The organism is Enterocloster lavalensis (assembly GCF_046603895.1).
GTDB lineage: Bacteria > Bacillota > Clostridia > Lachnospirales > Lachnospiraceae > Enterocloster > Enterocloster lavalensis.
In genome coordinates this window covers 671,730-692,135 of the sequence record NZ_CP176637.1, presented here as the reverse complement: position 1 = coordinate 692,135, position 20,406 = coordinate 671,730, and the positions used below count along the sequence as shown (strand labels likewise).

20 protein-coding genes are annotated in these 20,406 nt (G+C 50.2%); 13 read left to right on the top strand and 7 right to left on the bottom strand.

Annotated elements, in window-relative coordinates; translation table 11 throughout:
• Window positions 1–18 precede the first annotated feature (18 nt).
• The 12 genes from ACK2JC_RS03015 (at window position 19) to ACK2JC_RS02960 (ending at window position 12,761) form a co-directional block, all read left to right on the top strand.
• Entirely contained in the window at window positions 19–927 is a 909-nt protein-coding gene (locus ACK2JC_RS03015) for a hypothetical protein (RefSeq protein WP_368271882.1), read from the top strand.
• A gap of 10 nt (window positions 928–937) precedes the next feature.
• Window positions 938–1,522, top strand: coding sequence for an NDP-sugar synthase (locus tag ACK2JC_RS03010; protein WP_368271880.1), 585 nt, complete (start codon window positions 938–940; stop codon window positions 1,520–1,522).
• 82 nt (window positions 1,523–1,604) lie between these two features.
• Window positions 1,605–3,092 (top strand): SIS domain-containing protein, encoded by a 1,488-nt coding sequence (locus ACK2JC_RS03005; RefSeq protein ID WP_368271878.1) that lies wholly within the window; start codon window positions 1,605–1,607, stop codon window positions 3,090–3,092.
• Window positions 3,085–3,459 (top strand): hypothetical protein, encoded by a 375-nt coding sequence (locus ACK2JC_RS03000; RefSeq protein WP_092363070.1) that lies wholly within the window; start codon window positions 3,085–3,087, stop codon window positions 3,457–3,459. The genes ACK2JC_RS03005 and ACK2JC_RS03000 overlap by 8 nt, the downstream gene beginning before the upstream one ends.
• A 719-nt stretch (window positions 3,460–4,178) precedes the next feature.
• A complete protein-coding gene (locus ACK2JC_RS02995) occupies window positions 4,179–5,420 on the top strand; it encodes an IS256 family transposase (protein ID WP_092363072.1) in 1,242 nt (413 codons plus the stop codon).
• Between the two features lie 211 nt (window positions 5,421–5,631).
• A complete protein-coding gene (locus ACK2JC_RS02990; RefSeq protein ID WP_092363074.1) occupies window positions 5,632–6,192 on the top strand; it encodes a VanZ family protein in 561 nt (186 codons plus the stop codon).
• A gap of 450 nt (window positions 6,193–6,642) precedes the next feature.
• Entirely contained in the window at window positions 6,643–7,122 is a 480-nt protein-coding gene (locus ACK2JC_RS02985) for a hypothetical protein (protein WP_320937854.1), read from the top strand.
• Between the two features lie 470 nt (window positions 7,123–7,592).
• Window positions 7,593–9,041 (top strand): LysR substrate-binding domain-containing protein, encoded by a 1,449-nt coding sequence (locus ACK2JC_RS02980; RefSeq protein WP_368271874.1) that lies wholly within the window; start codon window positions 7,593–7,595, stop codon window positions 9,039–9,041.
• Between the two features lie 469 nt (window positions 9,042–9,510).
• Complete coding sequence (locus tag ACK2JC_RS02975) at window positions 9,511–10,668, top strand: isocitrate/isopropylmalate family dehydrogenase (protein WP_320937852.1); 1,158 nt, start codon at window positions 9,511–9,513, stop codon at window positions 10,666–10,668.
• Window positions 10,669–11,050: 382 nt separating this feature from the next.
• Window positions 11,051–11,716, top strand: coding sequence for a TetR/AcrR family transcriptional regulator (locus ACK2JC_RS02970; RefSeq protein WP_276951292.1), 666 nt, complete (start codon window positions 11,051–11,053; stop codon window positions 11,714–11,716).
• A gap of 247 nt (window positions 11,717–11,963) precedes the next feature.
• The gene (locus tag ACK2JC_RS02965; protein WP_118757519.1) at window positions 11,964–12,560 is read left to right on the top strand and encodes a flavodoxin family protein; all 597 of its coding nucleotides are present in this window, start codon (window positions 11,964–11,966) and stop codon (window positions 12,558–12,560) included.
• A gap of 48 nt (window positions 12,561–12,608) precedes the next feature.
• Entirely contained in the window at window positions 12,609–12,761 is a 153-nt protein-coding gene (locus tag ACK2JC_RS02960; protein ID WP_320937850.1) for a hypothetical protein, read from the top strand.
• A gap of 359 nt (window positions 12,762–13,120) precedes the next feature.
• Here the strand turns inward: ACK2JC_RS02960 and citF are convergent, their stop codons facing one another.
• The 7 genes from citF to ACK2JC_RS02925 form a co-directional block, all read right to left on the bottom strand.
• Window positions 13,121–14,686, bottom strand: a complete 1,566-nt coding sequence (gene citF / locus ACK2JC_RS02955; RefSeq protein WP_333685469.1) for a citrate lyase subunit alpha — start codon at window positions 14,684–14,686, stop codon at window positions 13,121–13,123.
• 1 nt (window position 14,687) lies between these two features.
• Window positions 14,688–15,590, bottom strand: coding sequence for an aldolase/citrate lyase family protein (locus ACK2JC_RS02950; protein WP_320937848.1), 903 nt, complete (start codon window positions 15,588–15,590; stop codon window positions 14,688–14,690).
• Window positions 15,587–15,886 (bottom strand): citrate lyase acyl carrier protein, encoded by a 300-nt coding sequence (gene citD / locus ACK2JC_RS02945; protein ID WP_024734157.1) that lies wholly within the window; start codon window positions 15,884–15,886, stop codon window positions 15,587–15,589. Before citD ends, ACK2JC_RS02950 begins: the two co-directional genes overlap by 4 nt.
• 105 nt (window positions 15,887–15,991) lie before the next feature.
• Complete coding sequence (locus tag ACK2JC_RS02940) at window positions 15,992–16,933, bottom strand: LysR family transcriptional regulator (protein WP_320937847.1); 942 nt, start codon at window positions 16,931–16,933, stop codon at window positions 15,992–15,994.
• Window positions 16,923–17,879 (bottom strand): LysR family transcriptional regulator, encoded by a 957-nt coding sequence (locus tag ACK2JC_RS02935; protein WP_320937846.1) that lies wholly within the window; start codon window positions 17,877–17,879, stop codon window positions 16,923–16,925. The genes ACK2JC_RS02940 and ACK2JC_RS02935 overlap by 11 nt, the downstream gene beginning before the upstream one ends.
• Before the next feature lie 310 nt (window positions 17,880–18,189).
• Window positions 18,190–19,020: an IS110 family transposase gene (locus ACK2JC_RS02930; RefSeq protein WP_411338450.1), complete on the bottom strand. Its 831-nt coding sequence runs from the start codon at window positions 19,018–19,020 to the stop codon at window positions 18,190–18,192.
• Window positions 19,010–19,366, bottom strand: a complete 357-nt coding sequence (locus ACK2JC_RS02925) for an IS110 family transposase (RefSeq protein ID WP_411338449.1) — start codon at window positions 19,364–19,366, stop codon at window positions 19,010–19,012. The genes ACK2JC_RS02930 and ACK2JC_RS02925 overlap by 11 nt, the downstream gene beginning before the upstream one ends.
• A 288-nt stretch (window positions 19,367–19,654) precedes the next feature.
• Here ACK2JC_RS02925 and ACK2JC_RS02920 point away from each other — a divergent pair, with 288 nt between their 5' ends.
• Window positions 19,655–20,401 carry an alpha/beta hydrolase gene (locus ACK2JC_RS02920; RefSeq protein ID WP_320936400.1) on the top strand — a complete coding sequence of 249 codons (747 nt, stop codon included), beginning with the start codon at window positions 19,655–19,657 and terminating at the stop codon, window positions 20,399–20,401.
• Window positions 20,402–20,406 lie beyond the last annotated feature (5 nt).

Sequence of the window (20,406 nt, the reverse complement as noted above, 5' to 3'; positions counted from 1 at the left end):
TTTTGTCTGAGGTGCTGAATGATAAAGAAAATAGGAAAGGTTTTAAAAAGTTATTTTATTTGTAGGTCGTGTATTAGAAATATTTTCGATACGAACAAATGTGATGAGATATTGATAGTCGGACAGCCTGCCATGGGAGATGTACTCATTTCTTGTACTTATGTACCGTACTATTTGAATAAATGTGATAAAAATGTACTGGTTATTTGCAATAAAAAGCAAACTTTTGTTTTAGATAAGCTTGGAATTAGTCAATATTTAGGCGTCGATGAAAAGCAATTAGAATTATTACGCTATGGATATGCTAAAAATCCTTTGCTTAGTCGCTTTTTTTCTTGTTTACTTAAGAACAATAAAATCAGAATACTTGATGCCACATATTTCATGAAAACATGGATTTGTTATAAAATCCCTTCTCTTTCACTTATTGATGCTATCCGGTATGCCTCGCTAGATTTAACTCAGGAAGCGACATTATCTTATCCACAAGTTGAAGTAAAGTATAGGGCTAATGAATTAAACTATGATGATAATTCTGTAATTATTAATCCATATTCTAAATCAGCTCAAATTCCCATATCATTTTTTGAAGAATTGACTCAGAAATTACAAAAACTAGGATATACCGTTTATTGTAATATTGTTGGAGATCAAAAACCGATACAGGGAAGTATTCCGTTATCATGCACAGTTGATGAGTTTTGTATCCATTCTGCATCTGTGTTTGCAATTATCTCGATTAGAACAGGACTACTTGATTACTGTCTTTCATATAGCAGACATGTAATCGCAATTTATGATACTCCGCTCAATGTTTATTCTTATTCTCTTAAACATTGGAAAACTGCTACGCCTATAAGTGAGATTATTTATGGAGATAACTATGCAACAGCTAAAAATGTTATAGATATTTTGAATACATATTAAGGAGGACTTTATGGGATTAAATTACATTATTGTTCAAGCAGGTGGCAAAGGATCACGTATGCAGATACTTACAAGGAATAAACCGAAGGCTCTGGTTCCCGTGAACAACCTTCCAATGATTTTCCATTTATTTAAAAAATATCCGGATAAGAAATTTATCATAATTGGCGATTACAAATATGATGTTCTGGAAAGGTATTTACGGGAATTTGCTGACGTGAATTATCAGATGGTATGTGGTACAGGACATGAAGGCACTTGCGCGGGTCTTCAGAAAGCACTGTCATACATACCAGACCATGAGCGGTTTATGTTGATTTGGTGTGATTTGGTACTGCCGGATGATTACGAGATTCCGGAAACAGAGGGAAATGTTATTGGTATTTCTAAGGATTTCCCATGCCGCTGGATGTACAGAAACGGTGAATTCCGGGAAGAACGCAGTAGTCAATATGGAGTAGCAGGTCACTTCATTTTTAGTGAAAAATCTGTTGTTTTGGCAGGAGTGAATACTGTTGATGGGGAGGGTGGATGTGGTATAAGTTGGGGGAGGGGGTATACCGCAGGAGGGAGAATTTGTCCGCTGGCTGCGTGATAGCGGTATAAAGTTTGAAGAGCAACCGCTATATAAAACGAAAGAATATGGTCTTTATAGTGAATGGGATAAACTTCCCAAAATGCGGTGCCGTCCTTTCAATAAGATTACTGTCGAAGATGATAAGATTATTAAAGAAGGAATTGATGATCAAGGTCGAATGTTAGCTGCTCGGGAGATTGCTTGGTACAAGAAACTTCAAGGTAAATCCTTTGCTGCAATACCAGCAATCTATTCCTATGAACCGCTTTCTATGGAACTGATAGAAGGTAAAAATATCTATGAGTATACCTATCTGTCGGATGAAAAGAAACGTTATGTACTTGAGAAGATTGTTGGTTGTTTGAAGGAAGTCCATGGGATTGAAAGTGTTCCGTACGATGAAGACAGTTACTGGGAAGCCTATTTGGGTAAGACATATGACAGGTTAAAGAAAGTTCGTAATCTTGTCCCGTTTGCCAATAATCCTACGGTGATAGTGAATGGTAAGCTTTGTCGAAATATTTTCTACCATCAGGATGAGGTTGAAAGACTAGTGATGCAATATGCTCCGCGAAAGTTTGTCCTTCTCCACGGTGACTGTACTTTTAGTAATATAATGTTGCGCCATGATATCAATCCAGTGCTAATTGATCCACGAGGATACTTTGGAAAGACTGAGTTCTTTGGAGATGTAGCCTATGACTGGGGGAAGCTATATTACAGTTTGTTTAGCAACTATGACCAGTTCAATTTAAAAAGGTTCAGCCTAGATATAGGAAATGAGGAAATTAAGATCGATATAGCCTCAAATAACTGGGAGAACATGGAGGATTACTTCTTTGAACTGTTGGATGGAGAGGTTACTAGGCGTCAGATGAAGATTCTTTTAGCAATCATATGGCTCAGTCTCACCACTTATGCCTGGGAAGATTATGACGCTATCTGTGGTGCTTTCTATAACGGCCTCTATTACTTAGAAGAAGCCTTAGAGATGGAGAGCGCATATGGTTACTTTGATAAGACAATGGGACAATTGGAAGAGGCTTTAAAAGGCGTGTCAATGGCGGAGATGGACCATCTGATTTCAGAGTGTGAACATACTCTTAAATCAGGACATAAAATCATAGCCTCTGGGCTTGGCAAGAATGTGCCAATTTGCGAGAAGTTTGAAGGAACCATGATCTCGGCGGGGATGGATGCTCGATTTCTGCACACGAACTCAGCTGTACATGGCGACATGGGAATGGTGAAGCCTGGAGATCTTGTGATTATTCTCACTAAGAGCGGCAGCACCGATGAGTCTGTATACCTTGTAAATTTGTTAAAAAAGCGGAAAGGTGTGAATCTTTGGCTTCTAAGTTGTAACGAGCACAGCATATTGGCTGATAGTATGGATAAGAGGTTGATTGTTCCATTGGATCATGAAGGTGATCCATGGAATATTATGCCAAATAACTCAACGACACTCTACCTTATAATTCTTCAACAGCTTGCAATGCAACTAATTAAAAGGATGGGAATTACATTAGAAAATTTCAAACCGAATCATCCAGGTGGAGCAATAGGAGCAAGATTACAACATGGATAAATTAACATTATCGACGCTTGGGCATACATGGATTCTTGATTTAGACGGAACGATCGTTAAGCATAATGGATACAGGATTGATGGACAGGATTCTTTCCTTCTTGGTGCAAGGGAATTCTTAAAAAGGCTACCTAAGAAGGATATGATTGTGTTTATTACATCAAGAACAGATGAGAGCAGAGAGATTACAGAGGATTTTTTGCGGAAGAATGGAATTCATTATGATCATATCATTTTTAACGCTCCTTATGGAGAACGAATTCTTTTTAATGATGATAAACCAAGTGGTCTGAGAATGGGGGTTGCTTTAAACAAAAAACGGGACGAAGAAGTGAAAGTTGATCTTGTAGAGGATAAGACTTTATGACTACGATCCAGACAAAGTTGAGGGCAACCGCATCAATCCTTCATACGCTTAAGCTAAGTCAGAAAGGTATGACGGTTCTGCACAAGTGTATTCATCCTGAAGAAGAAAGTCCTCGTTGATGAAGACGACGTAAAAAACGGGTGAGTTTGGGCGTTCGGATATTATGTTTCTAATTCGGAGTATTTTGGCGCGGTTGAGTTCGACGAAGATAAGCGTGCCTTGTCTATTAAGGATAAGGCACAATAGTCTAACTATTTAGAAAACGAGCGTTTCTCTTATCCAGCAGGCGCATCTGTAAGGAGATATATAATAAATCTGTCAGTCCGCGATGAGTTGTAGATCACGATACTCTACGAAATGTATATGCATGAAGATATTTTGAATGTATAGCTTCTTGGTTGTGACGTTTGTATGGCTTAAGATGATTAGCAATTTATTATAAGTTGCCAATTTCGAGGAAATAATATAGTCGCGGCAGATATTATAATCTCAGTGTTGGAGGGGATTACTGGTGTCAATATGGATAAAGAGAGGCCGATGGAATCAGTGAAAGTCCAAGTTGAATTTTCATATGAAGAACAACGGAAAGCTGTTTCTGAAAGAAAAACAAGGTATTGAAAGTGATAGGCTCCGTTCCAAGAGTATGTGAAAGTTTTTCTGTAACTAAGGTTTTATAAGGTCTTCTATGGTAAAATAAAAATCATAGGAGGCCTTTTATCATGGCAAGAGAAAAGAAACCCGTACACAAAGTACAAATGACAGATGGGAAAAGGAACATTATCCAGCAGCTCCTTCAGGAGTATGACATCCAGTCCGCAGAGGATATTCAGGCTGCTCTCAAGGATCTGCTTGGCGGCACAATCAAAGAAATGATGGAAGCAGAGATGGATGAGCACCTGGGCTATGAAAAATCAGAACGTTCAGACACGGATGATTACCGTAATGGTTATAAGCCTAAGCGCATCAATAGCAGCTATGGCAGTATGGACATTCAAGTCCCCCAGGACCGTAAATCCACGTTCGAGCCGCAGGTGGTCAAAAAACGCCAGAAAGATATCTCCGATATCGACCAGAAGATCATTTCCATGTATGCCAAAGGCATGACTACAAGGCAGATTTCTGATACGCTGGAGGATATTTATGGTTTTGAGGCATCCGAAGGGTTCATTTCGGATGTGACCGATAAAATCATGCCGCAGATTGAAGACTGGCAGAACCGCCCGCTTTCCGAGGTATATCCGGTACTCTACATAGACGCCATCCATTACTCAGTTCGTGATAATGGGGTGATTCGCAAGCTTGCGGCTTATGTGATTCCTGGCATCAATCCGGATGGACGCAAAGAAGTCCTGACCATCGAGGTTGGCGAAAACGAAAGCTCTAAATACTGGCTGTCTGTACTAAATGGCTTAAAGAACCGGGGAGTGAAAGACATCTTGATTCTCTGCGCAGATGGACTTAGCGGCATCAAAGAGGCAATCGCCGCAGCGTATCCAAAGACGGAATATCAACGCTGCATCGTGCATCAGGTGCGTAACACCATGAAATATGTGTCAGACAAAGACAGGAAGCCCTTCTGTGCGGATCTTAAAACAATCTATCAGGCGCCAACGGAAGAAAAAGCCCTGGGCGCCCTGGAGCGGGTGACGGAAAAATGGAGCGAAAAATATCCGAATTCCATGAGGAGCTGGAAACAAAACTGGGATGCCATTTCCCCGATTTTCAAATTTTCCACAGCGGTCAGAAGGGTCATTTATACGACCAACGCCATTGAGAGCCTGAATGCCACTTATCGTAAGCTGAACCGTCAGAGAAGCGTGTTTCCAAGCGATACCGCACTGCTAAAAGCCTTGTACCTGTCTACGTTTGAAGCTACAAAGAAATGGACCATGCCAATCAGGAATTGGGGACAGGTATATGGTGAACTGAGCATCATGTATGAGGGTCGTCTGCCGGAATAAGCCAATCTGTCTTATTTTTCACAGGCGGAATATTCGCCTGCTCTTGACATGCAACGATAGTTGCTGTTATATATAAAACAAGGGCTGAAAGTCCAAAAAGGAACTTTCAGCCCAGTGATTATCATAGAAGATCAGCATTTACAGACTTTTTTTCATACACTCTTATACCCCCACATCCTAAAAAAACCATACAAAAAAGGAGTTCTTTCTCATGTTACTTATCCTCTTCACCGACTTAAAAACCCCCATAACCTACATCCCCATCGCAATACTCTTCGCCGCAGCCCTAACCCTCCTCCACCGTCTCCTCACCACTTGCCCCTCCCACACGTCAAAATCCCCTCATCGCTCCCTCCTCGTTTTCCTCCTCCTCACCTACGCCTACATCACCCTCCAATTCGCCTTCTTCTCCCGCCCACCAGGCTCCCGCAGCACCATCAGCCTGATCCCTGGTGCCACTTGGGGGACGACTCTACAGTCTCATGCGTATGTAATCGAAAACATCCTCATGACCATCCCGCTAGGCATACTGCTTCCCTCCTTGTGGCCGGGAAAGTCCTCCTTGCGGTCGCTGGCAAAATGCTTGTCCATTACCCTGGCCTGCAGCGTTGCTTTGGAGACGGCGCAGTTTTTGGCGCAGCGTGGCCACTGCCAGACCGATGACGTGCTGGCAAATGTGGCGGGGGCGTTTATCGGTTGGATGCTTTTTTATATTGGCTCAAAAATAAAAGCTGCTGTTGGTCGTCCACGATCTGATCGTAAGGAGTCTTAACCCGGGCGGCACAGCTTAGCAGGAAAATCAGGCTCAGCAAAAAAAATAATAAAAAAATAATCATAGCAGGTCCTTTCTGTAACGGTTGTAACGGTTCTGCCATATTTTCAGGAATACAATATATTATGTTGAAAAAGCGGCAAGTTATGTCACAAATATAATTATTTCCATGAAAGTGTGGATAAAACGTTATGAATTATACCATTACTCCCGAGCTTTTAAGTCAATATAACCATTATCTTGCAAAGTCTGGCTATTCTAAGGCGACATACCAGAAATACAGAGGGGATCTGGCCCAATTCTGTGAATACCAGAAGGGGAAAACGATTGACGAAGGATTGTGCGAAACGTACCGGCAGCATTTGTTGGATCATTATACCTTACGGGGAGCCTGCTCCAAGATCGTGGCGGTCAATACTTTTTTTTAAGTTTGCCGGCTGGGATCTCCAAATGGCGACGCCCCGTGTGGACCGGAGCCGTGTTGTGGATGCCGGAAAGGAAATGACGGTTTTGGAATACAAGCGGTTGTTGAGGGCTGCCAAACGGCATGATAATTTGCGCCTGTATTATCTCATGCAGGTTTTGGCGCAGACTAAGATCAATGTCAGCGAACACCGGTATGTTACGGTGGAAGCGGTCAGAGATGGATACATTGCGGTTCCACGGGGAAACCATCGGAAAATCGTGGTGATTCCTGACCAGCTGAGGCAGGAGCTGGGGGGATTCGCTGAAAGCGCCAAGATTTTGGAAGGCCCTATTTTTATAAGCCGTTCAGGAAAATGCTGGGATCGGGTAGCGATTCACAAGAGTTTAAAAAAGTTGTGCAGAGAAGCGAAGGTGGATGAGGAGAAGGTGAGCCCGAGAAGTCTGTCCCATGTGGTGGCCTTTGGGTCAGCAGTGTATACATTGGAGGACAAATTTAATAAATAGTGATAGCGAAGTAAATCGGGCGGCGCAAAGCATTTTCGGCCGTTTGCAGAAATGCCGATCAGTCGGTCGAAAGACACAGGAATTTTTATAGCCTCGTCGGTCATATGATCATCGATCTGTATTCAACTATATACTGCCTGTATTGGCAGCTTAACAGCAGTCGTGCAGGCGATTTTTTCTTCCTTAAACGATAATTTCAGAAAATAATCATGGAGAATTATCATCAAATTCTTGACTTCCCCCAGCTCCCAAAACAAATTAAGGCTTCTATATCGCAAAATATCAACACAACTCACAAACCAACACCTAAAACGCTTGAGCAACATCTCAAAGCCGTCTATAATATCTATAATTAAGCAAAACGCAGCCGGATCGAAAACGCCTACATTTCGAAAATACTGTATTGCCAATCCGGCTGAAACATTTACCTTCGCCACATTTTATGATCAAAGTCAAGGGAGGTCATTGGAGTGAACGGGAAACAACTGCGCTACATCACAGCCATCGCAGAGACTGGAAGCATCCGGGGCGGGGCAGCGCTTCTGGGAAAGGATGCGTCCACCATGGCCAGGACGTTGAAGAAAATGGAACAGGACTTCAATGTCCGCTTATTCCGGCGGACCTCGGAAGGGCTGAGGACAACTCCGGAGGGGGAGGCAGTGCTGGGCATTATGGAGGAAATTGTCAGAAGCTGCGAAGTGTTGTCCGGTGGTGAGGCGCTACCTGCCAACAAGGCACTAACCGATCGTGAAATGTTGCCAAGTAGCGAGGCATTACCCGGTAGCGAGGCATTACCCGGTAGGGAGGCATTACCAAGTAGGGAGGCATTACCAAGTAGGGAGGCATTACCAAGTAGGGAGGCATTACCAAGTAGGGAGGCATTACCAAGTAGCGAGGCATTACCAAGTAGCGAGGCATTACCCGGTAGGGAGGCATTACCAAGTAGCGAGGCATTACCCGGTACCAGGGCAATACCCGCCCGCCCAGCGGGATCCAACCTAACTGAGCAGGAGATTCGCTACCTCCTGACCATCCGCGACTGCGGTTCCATTTCCAGAGCGGCGGCCGAGCTCTATATTGCCCAGCCGTCCCTGAGCCAGGTCCTCCGGCAGGTGGAGGAGGAATTTGGCCTGATGATCTTTAAACGCACCAGCAGGGGCGTGGAGCCCACAGAGGCAGGAAGGGTACTGTTAGACAGGCTGCATGCTATTCGCGGCCTGTACCGCCGTCTGGAGCTCACAGTGGAGGAATTCCAGGACATGAAGCGCGGAACCATCACCTTTGGCATGCCGCAGAATCTGGGCGCATATCTTTTGCCCATGGTGCTTCCGGCTTTTTCTGCGCAGTACCCCGGTATCCGGGTTCGTTTCCGGGAAAACAACTCCACGGAGCTGGACCGGCTGCTGTTGGCAGACAAGACTGATTTCAGCATCATGCATTTTCAGGAGGAAAATGCAGCGCTGGCCTATGAGGCATTTTTTGACGATCCATTTTATCTGGTGATTCCGGGGGGAATGACCGGCCGTTTTGGTTTCCCGGAGGGGAGAAGACTGTTGGATGAGGACTTGCAGCTGCTCGGGAACTCGCCTTTTATCATGGTGGCCAGAGGCCAGAAATTGCGGCAGGTGGCGGATCAGATTCTGGAAACATGTGGGATCACGCCGGATATCCGCTTTGAGACTAAGAGTATGGAGACGGCCAAGCGGCTGACCGCAGCCGGGCTGGGGGTGACCTTTCTGCCTGGCTCCTACTTGACCTTGTATTCCGGAATGGAGGGCCTGGCCTGTTTTCAGCTGGATGAGAGTCTGGGAGCCTCCTGGCAGTTGGTGGCCGCTTACCCGAAAAAGGGCGGGCTGTCCCGCAGCGCCCGGGAGTTTTTGCGGGTACTTGGGGACTGCCTGGCGGATCACAGAGCATGAGGAATGCACCTGGCAATACGCTGCCAATACGCCACCAATGAGCCACTAATGAGCCACTAATAAGCCGCCAAGGAGCCACCAATACGCCGCCAATAAGCCACCAATACGCGACTAATACGCTGCCAATTCACTGCCAATACGCCACCAATGAGCTGCCAAGGAGCCACCAATACGCCGCCAATAAGCCACCAATACGCGACTAATACGCTGCCAATTCACCGCCAATACGCCGCCAATGCGTCACCAATGAGCCGCCAATGCGCCACCAATTCCCCTCCAACCCGCCGCCAGTGTAAGCTAATACTTCACCGCCATGCCGTTAATATGCCGCCAACTCACCCCAGAATACCCGCCCCAAACCATCTGCATTCCCCCTATACCCCAACAGGACAAAAATGTATTTTCCATATACCAATTCCTGCGCTATACTAAAGCCATCAAAAATGTAAACTTACAGGAGGGGTAAAAAGTGGAGAGCATTGAACTTGCAAAGCAGAAATTTGGGGAACTGATTGCAGAAGAGTATCAGCGAATCGAGCGGATGAAAGCGGATAACGAAGTCAAGGACTTTTCCAAAATGGATCAAATCGTAGTGGGCATCCTTCCCGGCGACGGCATCGGCCGGATCATCATGGATCAGGCCGTCCGGGTCCTGAAAGCCCTAATGGAGGAGGAAATCGCCTCTGGCCATATCGTACTTCGTCCCATCAACGGCATGACCATTGAGAACCGCGCCGCCAAACTCCAAAGCCTGCCGGACGAGGTATTTGAAGAGATCAAGCAGTGCGACGTGCTGCTTAAAGGCCCCATGGTGACGCCCAGGGCCGGCGATCCCTGGCCCAACCTGGTCAGCGCCAACAGTCTGCTGCGCCGCGGCCTGGAGCTGTTCGCAGCCGTGCGCCCCATCCGTATCCCGGAGAAGAACATCGACTGGACCTTTTTCCGCGAAAATATCGAGGGCGAGTACATCTGGGGAAATAAGGGCATCCAGGTGAACGAGGACCTGGCCGTGGACTTCAAGGTTCAAACCAGGCAGGGCAGCGAGCGCATCGCCCGTGCGGCCTTTGAATTCGCCAGAAAGAACGGTAAGAAGAACGTGACCATCGTGACAAAAGCCAACATCGTAAAGCTGGCGGACGGAAACTTCATCAAGGCCGTGCGCAAAGTCGGCGAAGAGTACCCGGAAATCGAAATCCAGGAGCGCCTGGTGGACGCCATGTGCGCCAAAATGCTGGACCCGGAGTTCAATAAGGGCATTGAGGTGATCGTACTTCCCAACCTCTACGGCGACATCGTGACCGACGTGGCGGCAGAGCATCAAGGCGGCCTCGGTACCGCTTCATCCTCGAACCTGGGCAACAAGTACGCCATGTTCGAGGCCATCCACGGCACGGCGCCTTACCTGATCAGCCACGGCAGAGGGGAGTACGCGGACCCCTGCAGCTTGATCCGCGCGGTGGGAATGCTGCTGGCCCACATTGGCTACGGCGACCGCAAGAAAAAACTGGACGACGCACTGGATATCTGCACCATTACGGAGCGCAGGGTAGTCCTGACTACCATGCCCGAGGATGCCAGCACGAAAGAATTCACGGACTATGTAATTGAAACCTTGGAGAAAATATAAATACATCGGATGAGAAATGAGATCGAAATTCTGCGAAACGGTATGCAAAATACGACAGATTTGATCAAACGTTTTTAAGCGCTGGCAAAGCCGGCCTGAAAATGTCCTGTGCCCTGCGTGATGAGCGCGCCGGGCATGGGACTTTTTTCTTCCAAACAAGCCCCAGCTGTAAAATGCCCCCACCACCCCTCAAAGAACACGGATTTGCGATACAGAGTAAACATTAAAGATTGCTACCGATAGAATAGGCGATGAATGAACCAAGAATCGATAAAGATTGGCCCGCCAAGCTTGACGGATAAGAAATTCGGTGATATTATTAATTAAACCCATAGTTTAATTAAACACATGGATTAAAATTAACATAAAGGAGCCCCAACTCATGGCCCGAAGAAAAAAAGAACCCCCCGACACCCACCGCGCCCGCATTTCCGCTGCTGCCCAGCGCCTGTTCTCCGAGCGCGGCGTCACCTCCGTCACCGTGGACGATATCGCCCGGGAGGCGGGGTACAGCAAAGCCACCCTGTACGTGTATTTCCAGGACAAGGAGGAGATCGTCCGGCTGCTGGTCCTGCGCAGCATGGAACTGCTTCGTGACTCGATCCGCCAGGCTTTGGCCGGGGAGGACGGCGTGCAGAGGCAGTACCGGGGAATCTGTCTGGCGCTGGAGCGTTTTCAGGAGCAGTATCCCTATTATTTTGAGTCCGCACTGGGTCGGATTCCGCTGGATTTCGCGGGAGCCCCTCAAAACATGCCGCCGGTGGAGCAGGAGATATTCCAGGTGGGCGAGGCCATCAACCGCGATATCGCCGGTCTGCTGGAGGAGGGAATCCGAACCGGCCAATTCCGTGCCGACCTCCAGGTGCTGCCCACGGTGTTCGCATTCTGGGCCGGATTGTCCGGCCTGATTCGAATGGCGTCGGATAAGTCGGAATACATTGAGTTTGTGATGAAGCGGTCGCGGCGGGAGTTTCTGGATTACAGCTACGACCTGTTATACCGCTCCATCGCGGCGGAGCCGGGACGGGAAGCGAAAACAGACGGCTGATCAGTCCCAACCCTGAATAGCCGCCCGCCCCGAAAGCCATATAACTGCCGCTGTTTGTCGCTATGCCCCATATTTAGAAAAGAATGACAGACTGAATTTTTGTTGATAAGGCTAAACAGCCGCCTGGCCAAATTGTAAAAGAATCCCTGACACCAATAAACCGGGCAATAATCACGCTGATTACGGTCCGTATTGCGGCCTGCCGTATCCCAACGCCCTAACCCCCCAAAATCGAAGGGAATCTCCCATGAACAACCCACACCCCACCTCACGCGCCCCCAAAACCCTCTTGGCCATCCTCGGCAGCCCCCACAAAAGCGGTTCCACCGCCGCCATGCTCCTCTGCGCCACATCGGCTGCTAAACGCGCAGGCTGGCAGGTACAGACCATCAACCTGTACGAGAAAAACATTGCATTCTGCCGCGGCTGCCGCGGCTGCATTGAGACCGGCCGCTGCCCGCACCAGGACGACAGCCAGGAAATAGCAGCGCTTTTAAAGTCCTGCGACGCCGTAGTCTTAGCCGCCCCCGCCTACTGGGCCAATGTCCCGGCTGCGGTAAAAAACATGTTTGACCGCCTCTTGGGAACCGCCATGGGAGAGAAGAGCGCAAGGCCCCAGCCGCGCCTGTCCAGGAGCCAGCGATACCTACTTCTGACCGCCTGCAACACCCCGGCCCCCTTCTCCTGGCTGTTCGGCCAGAGCCGCGGGCCGCTGCGCGCCATGGACGAATTCTTCCATTACGCTGGTATGAGCCGGATGGGGCGGGTGGCCTTCAGCGGCGCGGCGGGAAAAACGACGCTCCCAGACCGGATCAGCCGCAAAATCGAATCCTATTGGAAATAGGACTCAATCGGACCAAACGAATCTCAGCAGCTTCAAGCTGTTCAAAATGTGGAAAAAGTTCAAAACAAGGAAAATGTTCAAAACAAGGAAAATGTTCAAAACAAGGAAAATGCTCAAAACAAGGAAAATGCTCAAAACAAGGAAAACATGCCCGCCCGAGGAATCAGCGGCCAAAATCCACCCGCCGATAAAAAATCATAAAAATTCACACATTTTACCTGCCAAAATCATCCGCCCAGCCTCCGCCCACTTCTAAACTAACGAAACGAGGCCAGTCCAGTCCACCCGCCCCCCAAAAACTCTACCCAACACCGCCCCAAAACCCCACCCACCCGCCTCCTCACCCCACCCCAAAAAACGAAGCCGGCCCTGCAATTCATCTTCCCGCAGAGCCGGCCCCATCCCACCTCAGCCGCACCCGCCTCAAAACCCGCGTCCTGCCGCCTCAGTCCATATCCAATATCTAAAATTCTACGATCTTACATTTTAACAACCCTATTTCAAAATCCCCCTTCCAATCCCCCCACCCACAAAAAACAATCTAATTAACGACATCCCCTTCATCCCTCCACAAACTCATACTCCTTAATTTCCCTCACCACATCCAAAATCGTCCCGTCCCGGCTTTCAATAATCCCCACAACCCGGTCCTTAAACTGAATCTCATCCGGCGTTCCCACAATGGAATAAGCGATATCCCGCAGCTCCTCAATCTTACAAATCGGAAGCCCGCACCCCTCATACGCCTCGATCAGATCCGTCCGCCTGGGATTAATTGCAATGCCGTAATCCGTCACCACGATATCGACCGCCTCCCCGGGCGTCACCACCGTCACCACCTTGTCACACACAGTGGGAATGCGCCCGCGGACCAGCGGAGCCACTATAATAGAGCAGTTGGACCCTGCGGCCGTATCCGGATGCCCACCCGGAGCCCCGCGCACGATTCCGTCGGAGCCGGTCACCACGTTGACGTTGAAATCCACGTCCGCCTCCAGCGCCCCCAGAATCACAAAATCCAGTTTATTGACAAAGGCCCCCTTATTCAAGGGATTGGCGTACTCGGAAGTAGAAATCTCAAAATGCCTCGGATTGTTCTTAATGGACTCAATCGCCCCCAGATCAAAGGCCTGCGCATCCACAATATTGCGCACCAGCCCCGCGTCCAGAAGATCGCACATTGGCTTGGTAATGCCGCCGATGGCAAAGCTCATATGGATATCTTTCTCCTCCATAATCGGCCGCAGCATCGTATTCACCGCCAGCGAAGCCCCGCCCGCGCCGGTCTGGAAGGAGAAACCGTCCTTAAAAAACGGCGACAGCTCAATGAGCCTGGTACAATACTCCGCCATCTTCAGCTCCCGCACGTCCTTGGTCATGCGCACCGCGTTGCTGACAATCTTGGCCGGGTTGCCGATCTCGTCCACCACGCACACGTAGTCCACGTCCACCATGGAGATGCTGGGCGGGAAGTTGGGGAAGGGCACCAGACAGTCGGTGATCACCACCACGTGGTCCGCGTACCTGGCGTCCACCATGGAGTAGGAGAGCACGCCGCAGTCGCTCTTTCCGCCCACGCCTCTGGCATTTCCGAAGGCGTCGGAGGTGGGAGCGCCGATAAATGCGATGTCGATGTGCACGTCGCCCTCCTCGATGGCCCGCACCCGCCCGCCGTGGGAGCGGATGATGGCCGGGGTTTTCAGCTTGCCGTAGGAGATGGCCTCGCCGATCTTGCCCCGCACGCCGGAGGACTGGATGCCCGTGACCACGCCCTCTTCGATGAGCGCCGCCACCGGATCATGGGCAGCTCCAAGGGAGCTGGCGCAGATGGTGATATCCTTCACGCCCATGGCATTTACCTGTTCCATTACCATATTGACAATATAATCTCCGTCCCGGAAATGGTGGTGGAAGGAGAGCACCATGCCGTCCTTCAGCCCGCATTTCTCCAATGCTTCCCGGATGGAGCCGACTTGTTTCTCCTGTTTTGGGTCCACCACGGCGCGCACGGTGGGAGCCGCCTTGCGGTACTGCTCGTCGTCCCTTGCATAGGACCCCTCAAATCCTTTTTTCCCGTACCGTGCCAGCAGCTCGTCGGGAATCTCTCGTCCAACCTGATTGATCATTTTACAAATCCCCCTCATATACACCGGATGCTTTTGCCAGCCGCAGCGTTCTCATGGCTCCGTCGTAGAATGCGATGTCGATCATCTTGCCGTCTACGGTGAAAACGCCGATGCCCTGGGCCTTTTTCTCGTCAATCTCCCGCACCACCTTCTCTGCGAAAATGATCTCCTTGCGGGTGGGAGTGAAGATTTGGTGGACGATCTCGATCTGCCGGGGATTGACCAGGCTCTTGCCGTCAAATCCCATCATCTTGATCATCCGCACCTCCCGCTCAAATCCCTCCATGTCGTCCAGATTGGTGAACACGGTGTCAAAACACTGGACGCCCGCCGCCCTGGCCGCGATGATCATGTGCTGCCTGGCCCCGGCCAGTTCCACGCCGGTTCCGGAGATCACGGTCTGCAAATCCTTGGTGTAGTCCCCGCCGCTTAAGGCGATTCCGAAGAGCCGCTCCGAGGACTCGCAGATTTCCAGGGCGTTTAACACGCCGCGGGTGGACTCGATGGCCGCCATCAGCAGGGTTCTGCCAACCGGTATGCCGAATTCCTCCTCGGCCGCGGTTACGGCTTCCTCCACCACGCGCACATCCTGGGCGCGCTCGGTTTTGGCGATGCGGATGGTGTCGGCACCTCCGGCCACGCAGACCCGGATGTCCTCCCGCCAGTGGGGCGTGTCCAGGCCGTTGATGCGCACCACCCGCTCCACGCCGCGGTAGTCGATTTCCCTCAGGGCGTGGAACAGGGAGTAGCGGGCCGCGTCCTTCTGGTTCTCCGCCACGGCGTCCTCCAGATCCAGCATAATGGAGTCCGCGCCGTAGATGTACGGGTCCTTGATCAGCCCCGGTTTCTGGCAGTTTAAAAACATCATGGAGCGTCTCAGACGCTTTTTGTCAGGATGAGTCATTGAATTGCACCTCCCCACGGGAGATGTTCCGTCTGTCCGGCAGAACGGTACACGGCGCATTCCACCCGCGCCTTCAGGGTGCAGTCTAAGGCGCCCTTGTCCACCACGGTGATCCTGGCGTCCGTCACATCCAGACGGGTTAAGGTGTCCAGTACGGTCCGGCGGATCTGCCGCCCGAACTGGTGGATTACATTGCTCTCAATGGAGAGCTCCAGGGCGCCCGTTCCCGGCTCTACCGTGACCTGCGCGTCGCTGGATTCCAGGGTGCCGGCCATTGCGGCTTTTTGAATCAGCATAGTTCCCCTCCTTATTTGCATGCTTTGATTGCTGTTAAATTCAGGGTACCATATTTCCCGGCCCTTTTCCAATACGATTGTGCGTATAGAAGTATAGGCAAATGCCTATAGCATGCGTTCCCCGCCCCTCCGGAACGCCTGTTGCTCCGCCAGCAGCGTTTCCTTCAGAAGCTCCGAAAATCGCGCCACCGCGGCGGAGCGGTATTTGGCGGAGGGAAAACCCAGGGCCAGGGGGCGGAAGCAGCCCTCCTCCCCGATGGAGTAGTAGTCCAGCCGGTAGGAGGGATCGGCAAATGTCTCCGGCAGGAAGGTGATCCCCAGTCCGGCTGAGGCCAGGCGGGCGATCAGCGTCAGGTTGCGGAAGGTCCGCTGGTTCCCGGGACGGAAGCCATAGCGGGAGAACAGCTCCACGGCAAAGTCGTGGAGGCGGTTGTTGATATCGTACAGAAGAAACGGGCACTCCGCCAGCCCGGCCGGGTCCACCCAGGGGATACGCCCCGGCTCGCGGTGGACGTTTGCCGGCAGTTCCATGCCCTTCGGCACGGCGAGCAGAATCTCCTCATCCATAAATACCTCGCAGCAGATTCCGGAGTCCGACAGGGGAGGCACCAGGATGCCCAGGTCGATGGTCCCCTTTTGCAGCTTTTCCTCCAGATCCTTGGTCCGGCCCTCCACGATCTCCACCGTCACCTGGGGATATTTCCGGTAAAATTCCGGCAGGACCTGGGGCATGAGGAAGGGCGCTCTCTGGGCGGAGACGGCGAAGATCACGGAGCCGGATACCGTGCCGGCCTCGTCGGCCAGCCTGCTTCTCATATCCCGTTCCAGCCGCAGAATCTCCCGTGCCGTGTCCAGAAAGACGGTTCCCTCCCGGGTCAGTTTCAGCCCCTGCTTGGTGCGGATGAAAATGGGGTATCCCAGGTCGTCCTCGTATTTCTTCAAAAACTGGCTCAGGGTGGGCTGTGAGATGTACAGCCGTTTGGCCGCCGCTGAGATGCTCTTAAGCTCATCGATGGCAAAGAGATAGCGGATGTTCTTAATGTCCAATGTGCGAGCCCTCCTTCAGCTTTGCGTCCAGAGCCCGGTGCTGCTCCTGGAGTATGTCGATCACCATATTGGAAAATGCACGGGTCGCCTTGGAGAGATACCCCACCGGCGGATACCCCAGCACCAGGGTGCGGAACTGCCCAGTCTCCCCGATGGAAAAATAGGAGAGGCTGTGGCGGTTGTCAATGTAGGTTTCCGGGATAAAGGTCAGGCCCATGCCCACCTCGGCCAGGCGGATTAAGGTCTCAAAGCTGTCGTGGTTCTGGATGATCTTGGGCGCGATGTGGTGCTCTGTGAAGATCTGGTCGGAAAAGGTGCTCAGGCGGTGGTTGATGCTGTACAGCAGAAAGTCCTGGCCGTTCATGGTGGGGTAATCGATCCACATGCGCCCGGTTGCGGGATTGCGGCGGGCCTGGGCCGTGATGGGATGGCCGTCGGGTGCGGCCAGAAAGATTTCCTCCTCGATGACCTTCAGATAGGGAATCTCCTGGTTTTCCAGGGGAAGGCTTAAAAACGCCACGTCCGCCCGCCCCTCGGCCAGCAGGCGCTCCTGCCGGGCCATGTGGGCCTCGGTGATGGCGACCTCGATATTGGGGTATTTCCGGCGGAAGGCGGGCAGCACCAGGGGGAGCAGGTAGGGCGACCGGAAGGAGGAGAGGGAGAAGCACACCTTTCCCCGCTGCAGCCCGGACAGTTCCATCAGCTGGTTGTTCAGGTTGTTCTGCATGCGCATGATCTGGCGGGCGGTGTGGATATAGAGCGCGCCCTCGCAGGTGGGTTTTAACCCCTGGGGTGTACGGATAAACAGCGTGTACCCGGACTGGGCCTCATAGTTTTTTAAGAACTGGCTGAGGGATGACTGCGCCACGTAGAGGTGCTGGGCCGCTTTGGAGAGGCTGCCGCACTCCGCGATGGCCAGAATGTATTGTACTTCTTTTAATTCCATATTCACGGTTCACGTCCTTTTCAACTTGTGCATCTTATCCATCGGAAAATCCGAAAGGAGGGTATGGAGTATTGATATTATCCAAAAAATTGATTTTATATTATAATAAATCCACGATGAAGTCAACATTTAAAACGGCTTCAGGGGACGAGGCGGCCGCCGGTCCGGTTGAGAAATGAGAACGAGGTGACAAACTATAAATAGTCAAGAGGATTTTGAAAAAATTTTCCTTTAGTAAAAATGGGTAACTTTAATAGACCATCTGAATGCAGTGTATTTCAGATGGGAAAAGGGTTATTTATGTAAGTAGCTATCTGAGCTTCAGCGCGTTAAAGTCTACCCCCTGCCTCTCCAATGCATAGATGACTCTAACAAGCTTCTTCGCCACATGGGTGACAGCAACCCTGTGTGGCTTGCCTTCTCCTCGTTTTTTGGCATAGTAAGCAGCAAATGTCATATCGAAACGGATTAGAGGAAGGCAGCAATTAATAAGGACATACCGGAGCTGAGACGAGCCGTGTTTCACCATCCGCCCTCCGTGTGATTCGGTTCCAGAATCGTTTATACCGGGTTCAATACCTGCAAATGCGAGCATCTGGGCCGGTGTTGAAAAGTTTGATATATCTCCGTATTCCGAATAAATGACGGCGGCAGATATAGGCCCGATGCCGGGAACAGACATATAGTGAGGATGCACTTCCTCGATCAGCCGGTTGATTTCCTTTTCAAGTGTGTCAATCTCTTTTATGAGAGACTTATATAGGGCAAGCAGGCTGTTCAGTTCCACATCAAAGATGGAGTTGTTTACGCCGACCGTATTGGCAGCAAGCTCCTTTAACCGAATGAACTGCTGGGGAGAAAATTTTCCTCTTGACAGGGAGCGTAGCTTCTCATAGGCTGCAGAATTCATTTTTACCATTTTTTCAGCAGAACCATAGTTTTCAAGAAGATAGAGAGCAGTCTTGGATAAGCGCTCATGAAAAAACGGCTTGAATTCAGGGAATGTGTGATCCAAGACATTTGTGATTTTCACAAGATAAAAAGAGCGCTGGCGAATGAGCCGATCTCTTAAACGTGTTAGTGACTTTAAGGAATAAGAGTGGTAAAATCCTTTTGAATGGGGTTTGTATTCAACAGTCATTAACCCACCGAGCTATTGATTCGCAGTCAACAGAGTCGGTTTTGGTACGCCTGAGAGATGTGGATTTCTTGTATTCCTTGATAAGAAGTGGATTAATTTCCATGAAGCTGTGGTGGGCATTTTCAAGGAAGAGTTCAAGATTGAGGGCATAGTGTGCTGTTGATTCAAACCCTATTTTTATGTTATCTGGATTGGAGAGGGAATTAAAAACAGTAAGCAACTGTTCAAAGCCAGCTTTATCATTTTTAACGGTAAGTTTTGAAACAATCTTTTGATCAACTGCCGATATAATACAGCAATCGTGTTTGTACTTGGAAATATCAATTCCGACAAAGTACATGGCCATAGAGTAATACCTCCTGATAAAAATATTTTGAGCACTGTTGTCTTCCACAGGGAATTCGGCTGTGTAATCACGTAAATAGAAACGTCAGGCGTTAACAAACTGATTAACAGTAATAGACGAAAAGCTGTGGTCTGAGTCACCTCGGAACAGTCAAAGCTGTAAAAAGATAGGTACAGATCCACAGTGCCAAAGTAAATATATCAGATAAGGATTGAATAACCCAGTAGAACCTGGGAGAAAGGAAAATCCAATCACTTTCTAATATGATTGGATTATACGAGATAGAAGATGGCGAGCAATTTAAAGATAACAAGAGAGCTGGACCCCAAGCGGCCGACAGTGCTTTTTATACCCGGGGGGATGGCCACTCCGCCCGCGGTATTTGACGGGATTGAGGGGGAGATTCCCTGGCAGTCCGCGGTGATTGACTGGAGCAGATCGCCGGGCCCCTGGGATATTGTGGAGCTGGGAAACCGGGTGGAGGAGCTGGTGCGGGAACTGGGTCTGGAGCGGGTGATTCTGGCCGCTTACTCGGCCGGAGGCGTGATGGCGCTGCAGGCGGCCATAGCGGATGAGGAACAGCGCATCGCCGGTCTGCTGCTTTCCAACACAGGCCCCTGCGCAATCGGCCACGGGGACCCGGATCTGCCAAAGCGGATTCAGGAGCAGTGGTTTTCCATGGAACTGTTTGAGCCGTTCATTTCCCGCTGTTTCGCCCGCCCGGTCGATCCGGCGCTAAAGGAGAAAATGATCGGGTACGCAAAGCAGGTGGACAAGGAGACGGTGTACCAGTCCTCCAAGACCCTGCGGGAGCACGACCTCAGGCCGGACCTGGGAAAGATCGCCTGCCCGGTGGTCATCGCCCACGGCAGCCTGGACAAGGCGCGCACTCTGGAACACGTGAAAATGCTTACCGACGGCATCGCGGACACCGAGGTGTTCCTGTTAAACGGGGGCCACACCATCATGGTGGAGGACCGCGACAACTGGGTGGAAAAACTGAACTACCTGATCCAAAAAGTGACAAAACAGTGAGAGAA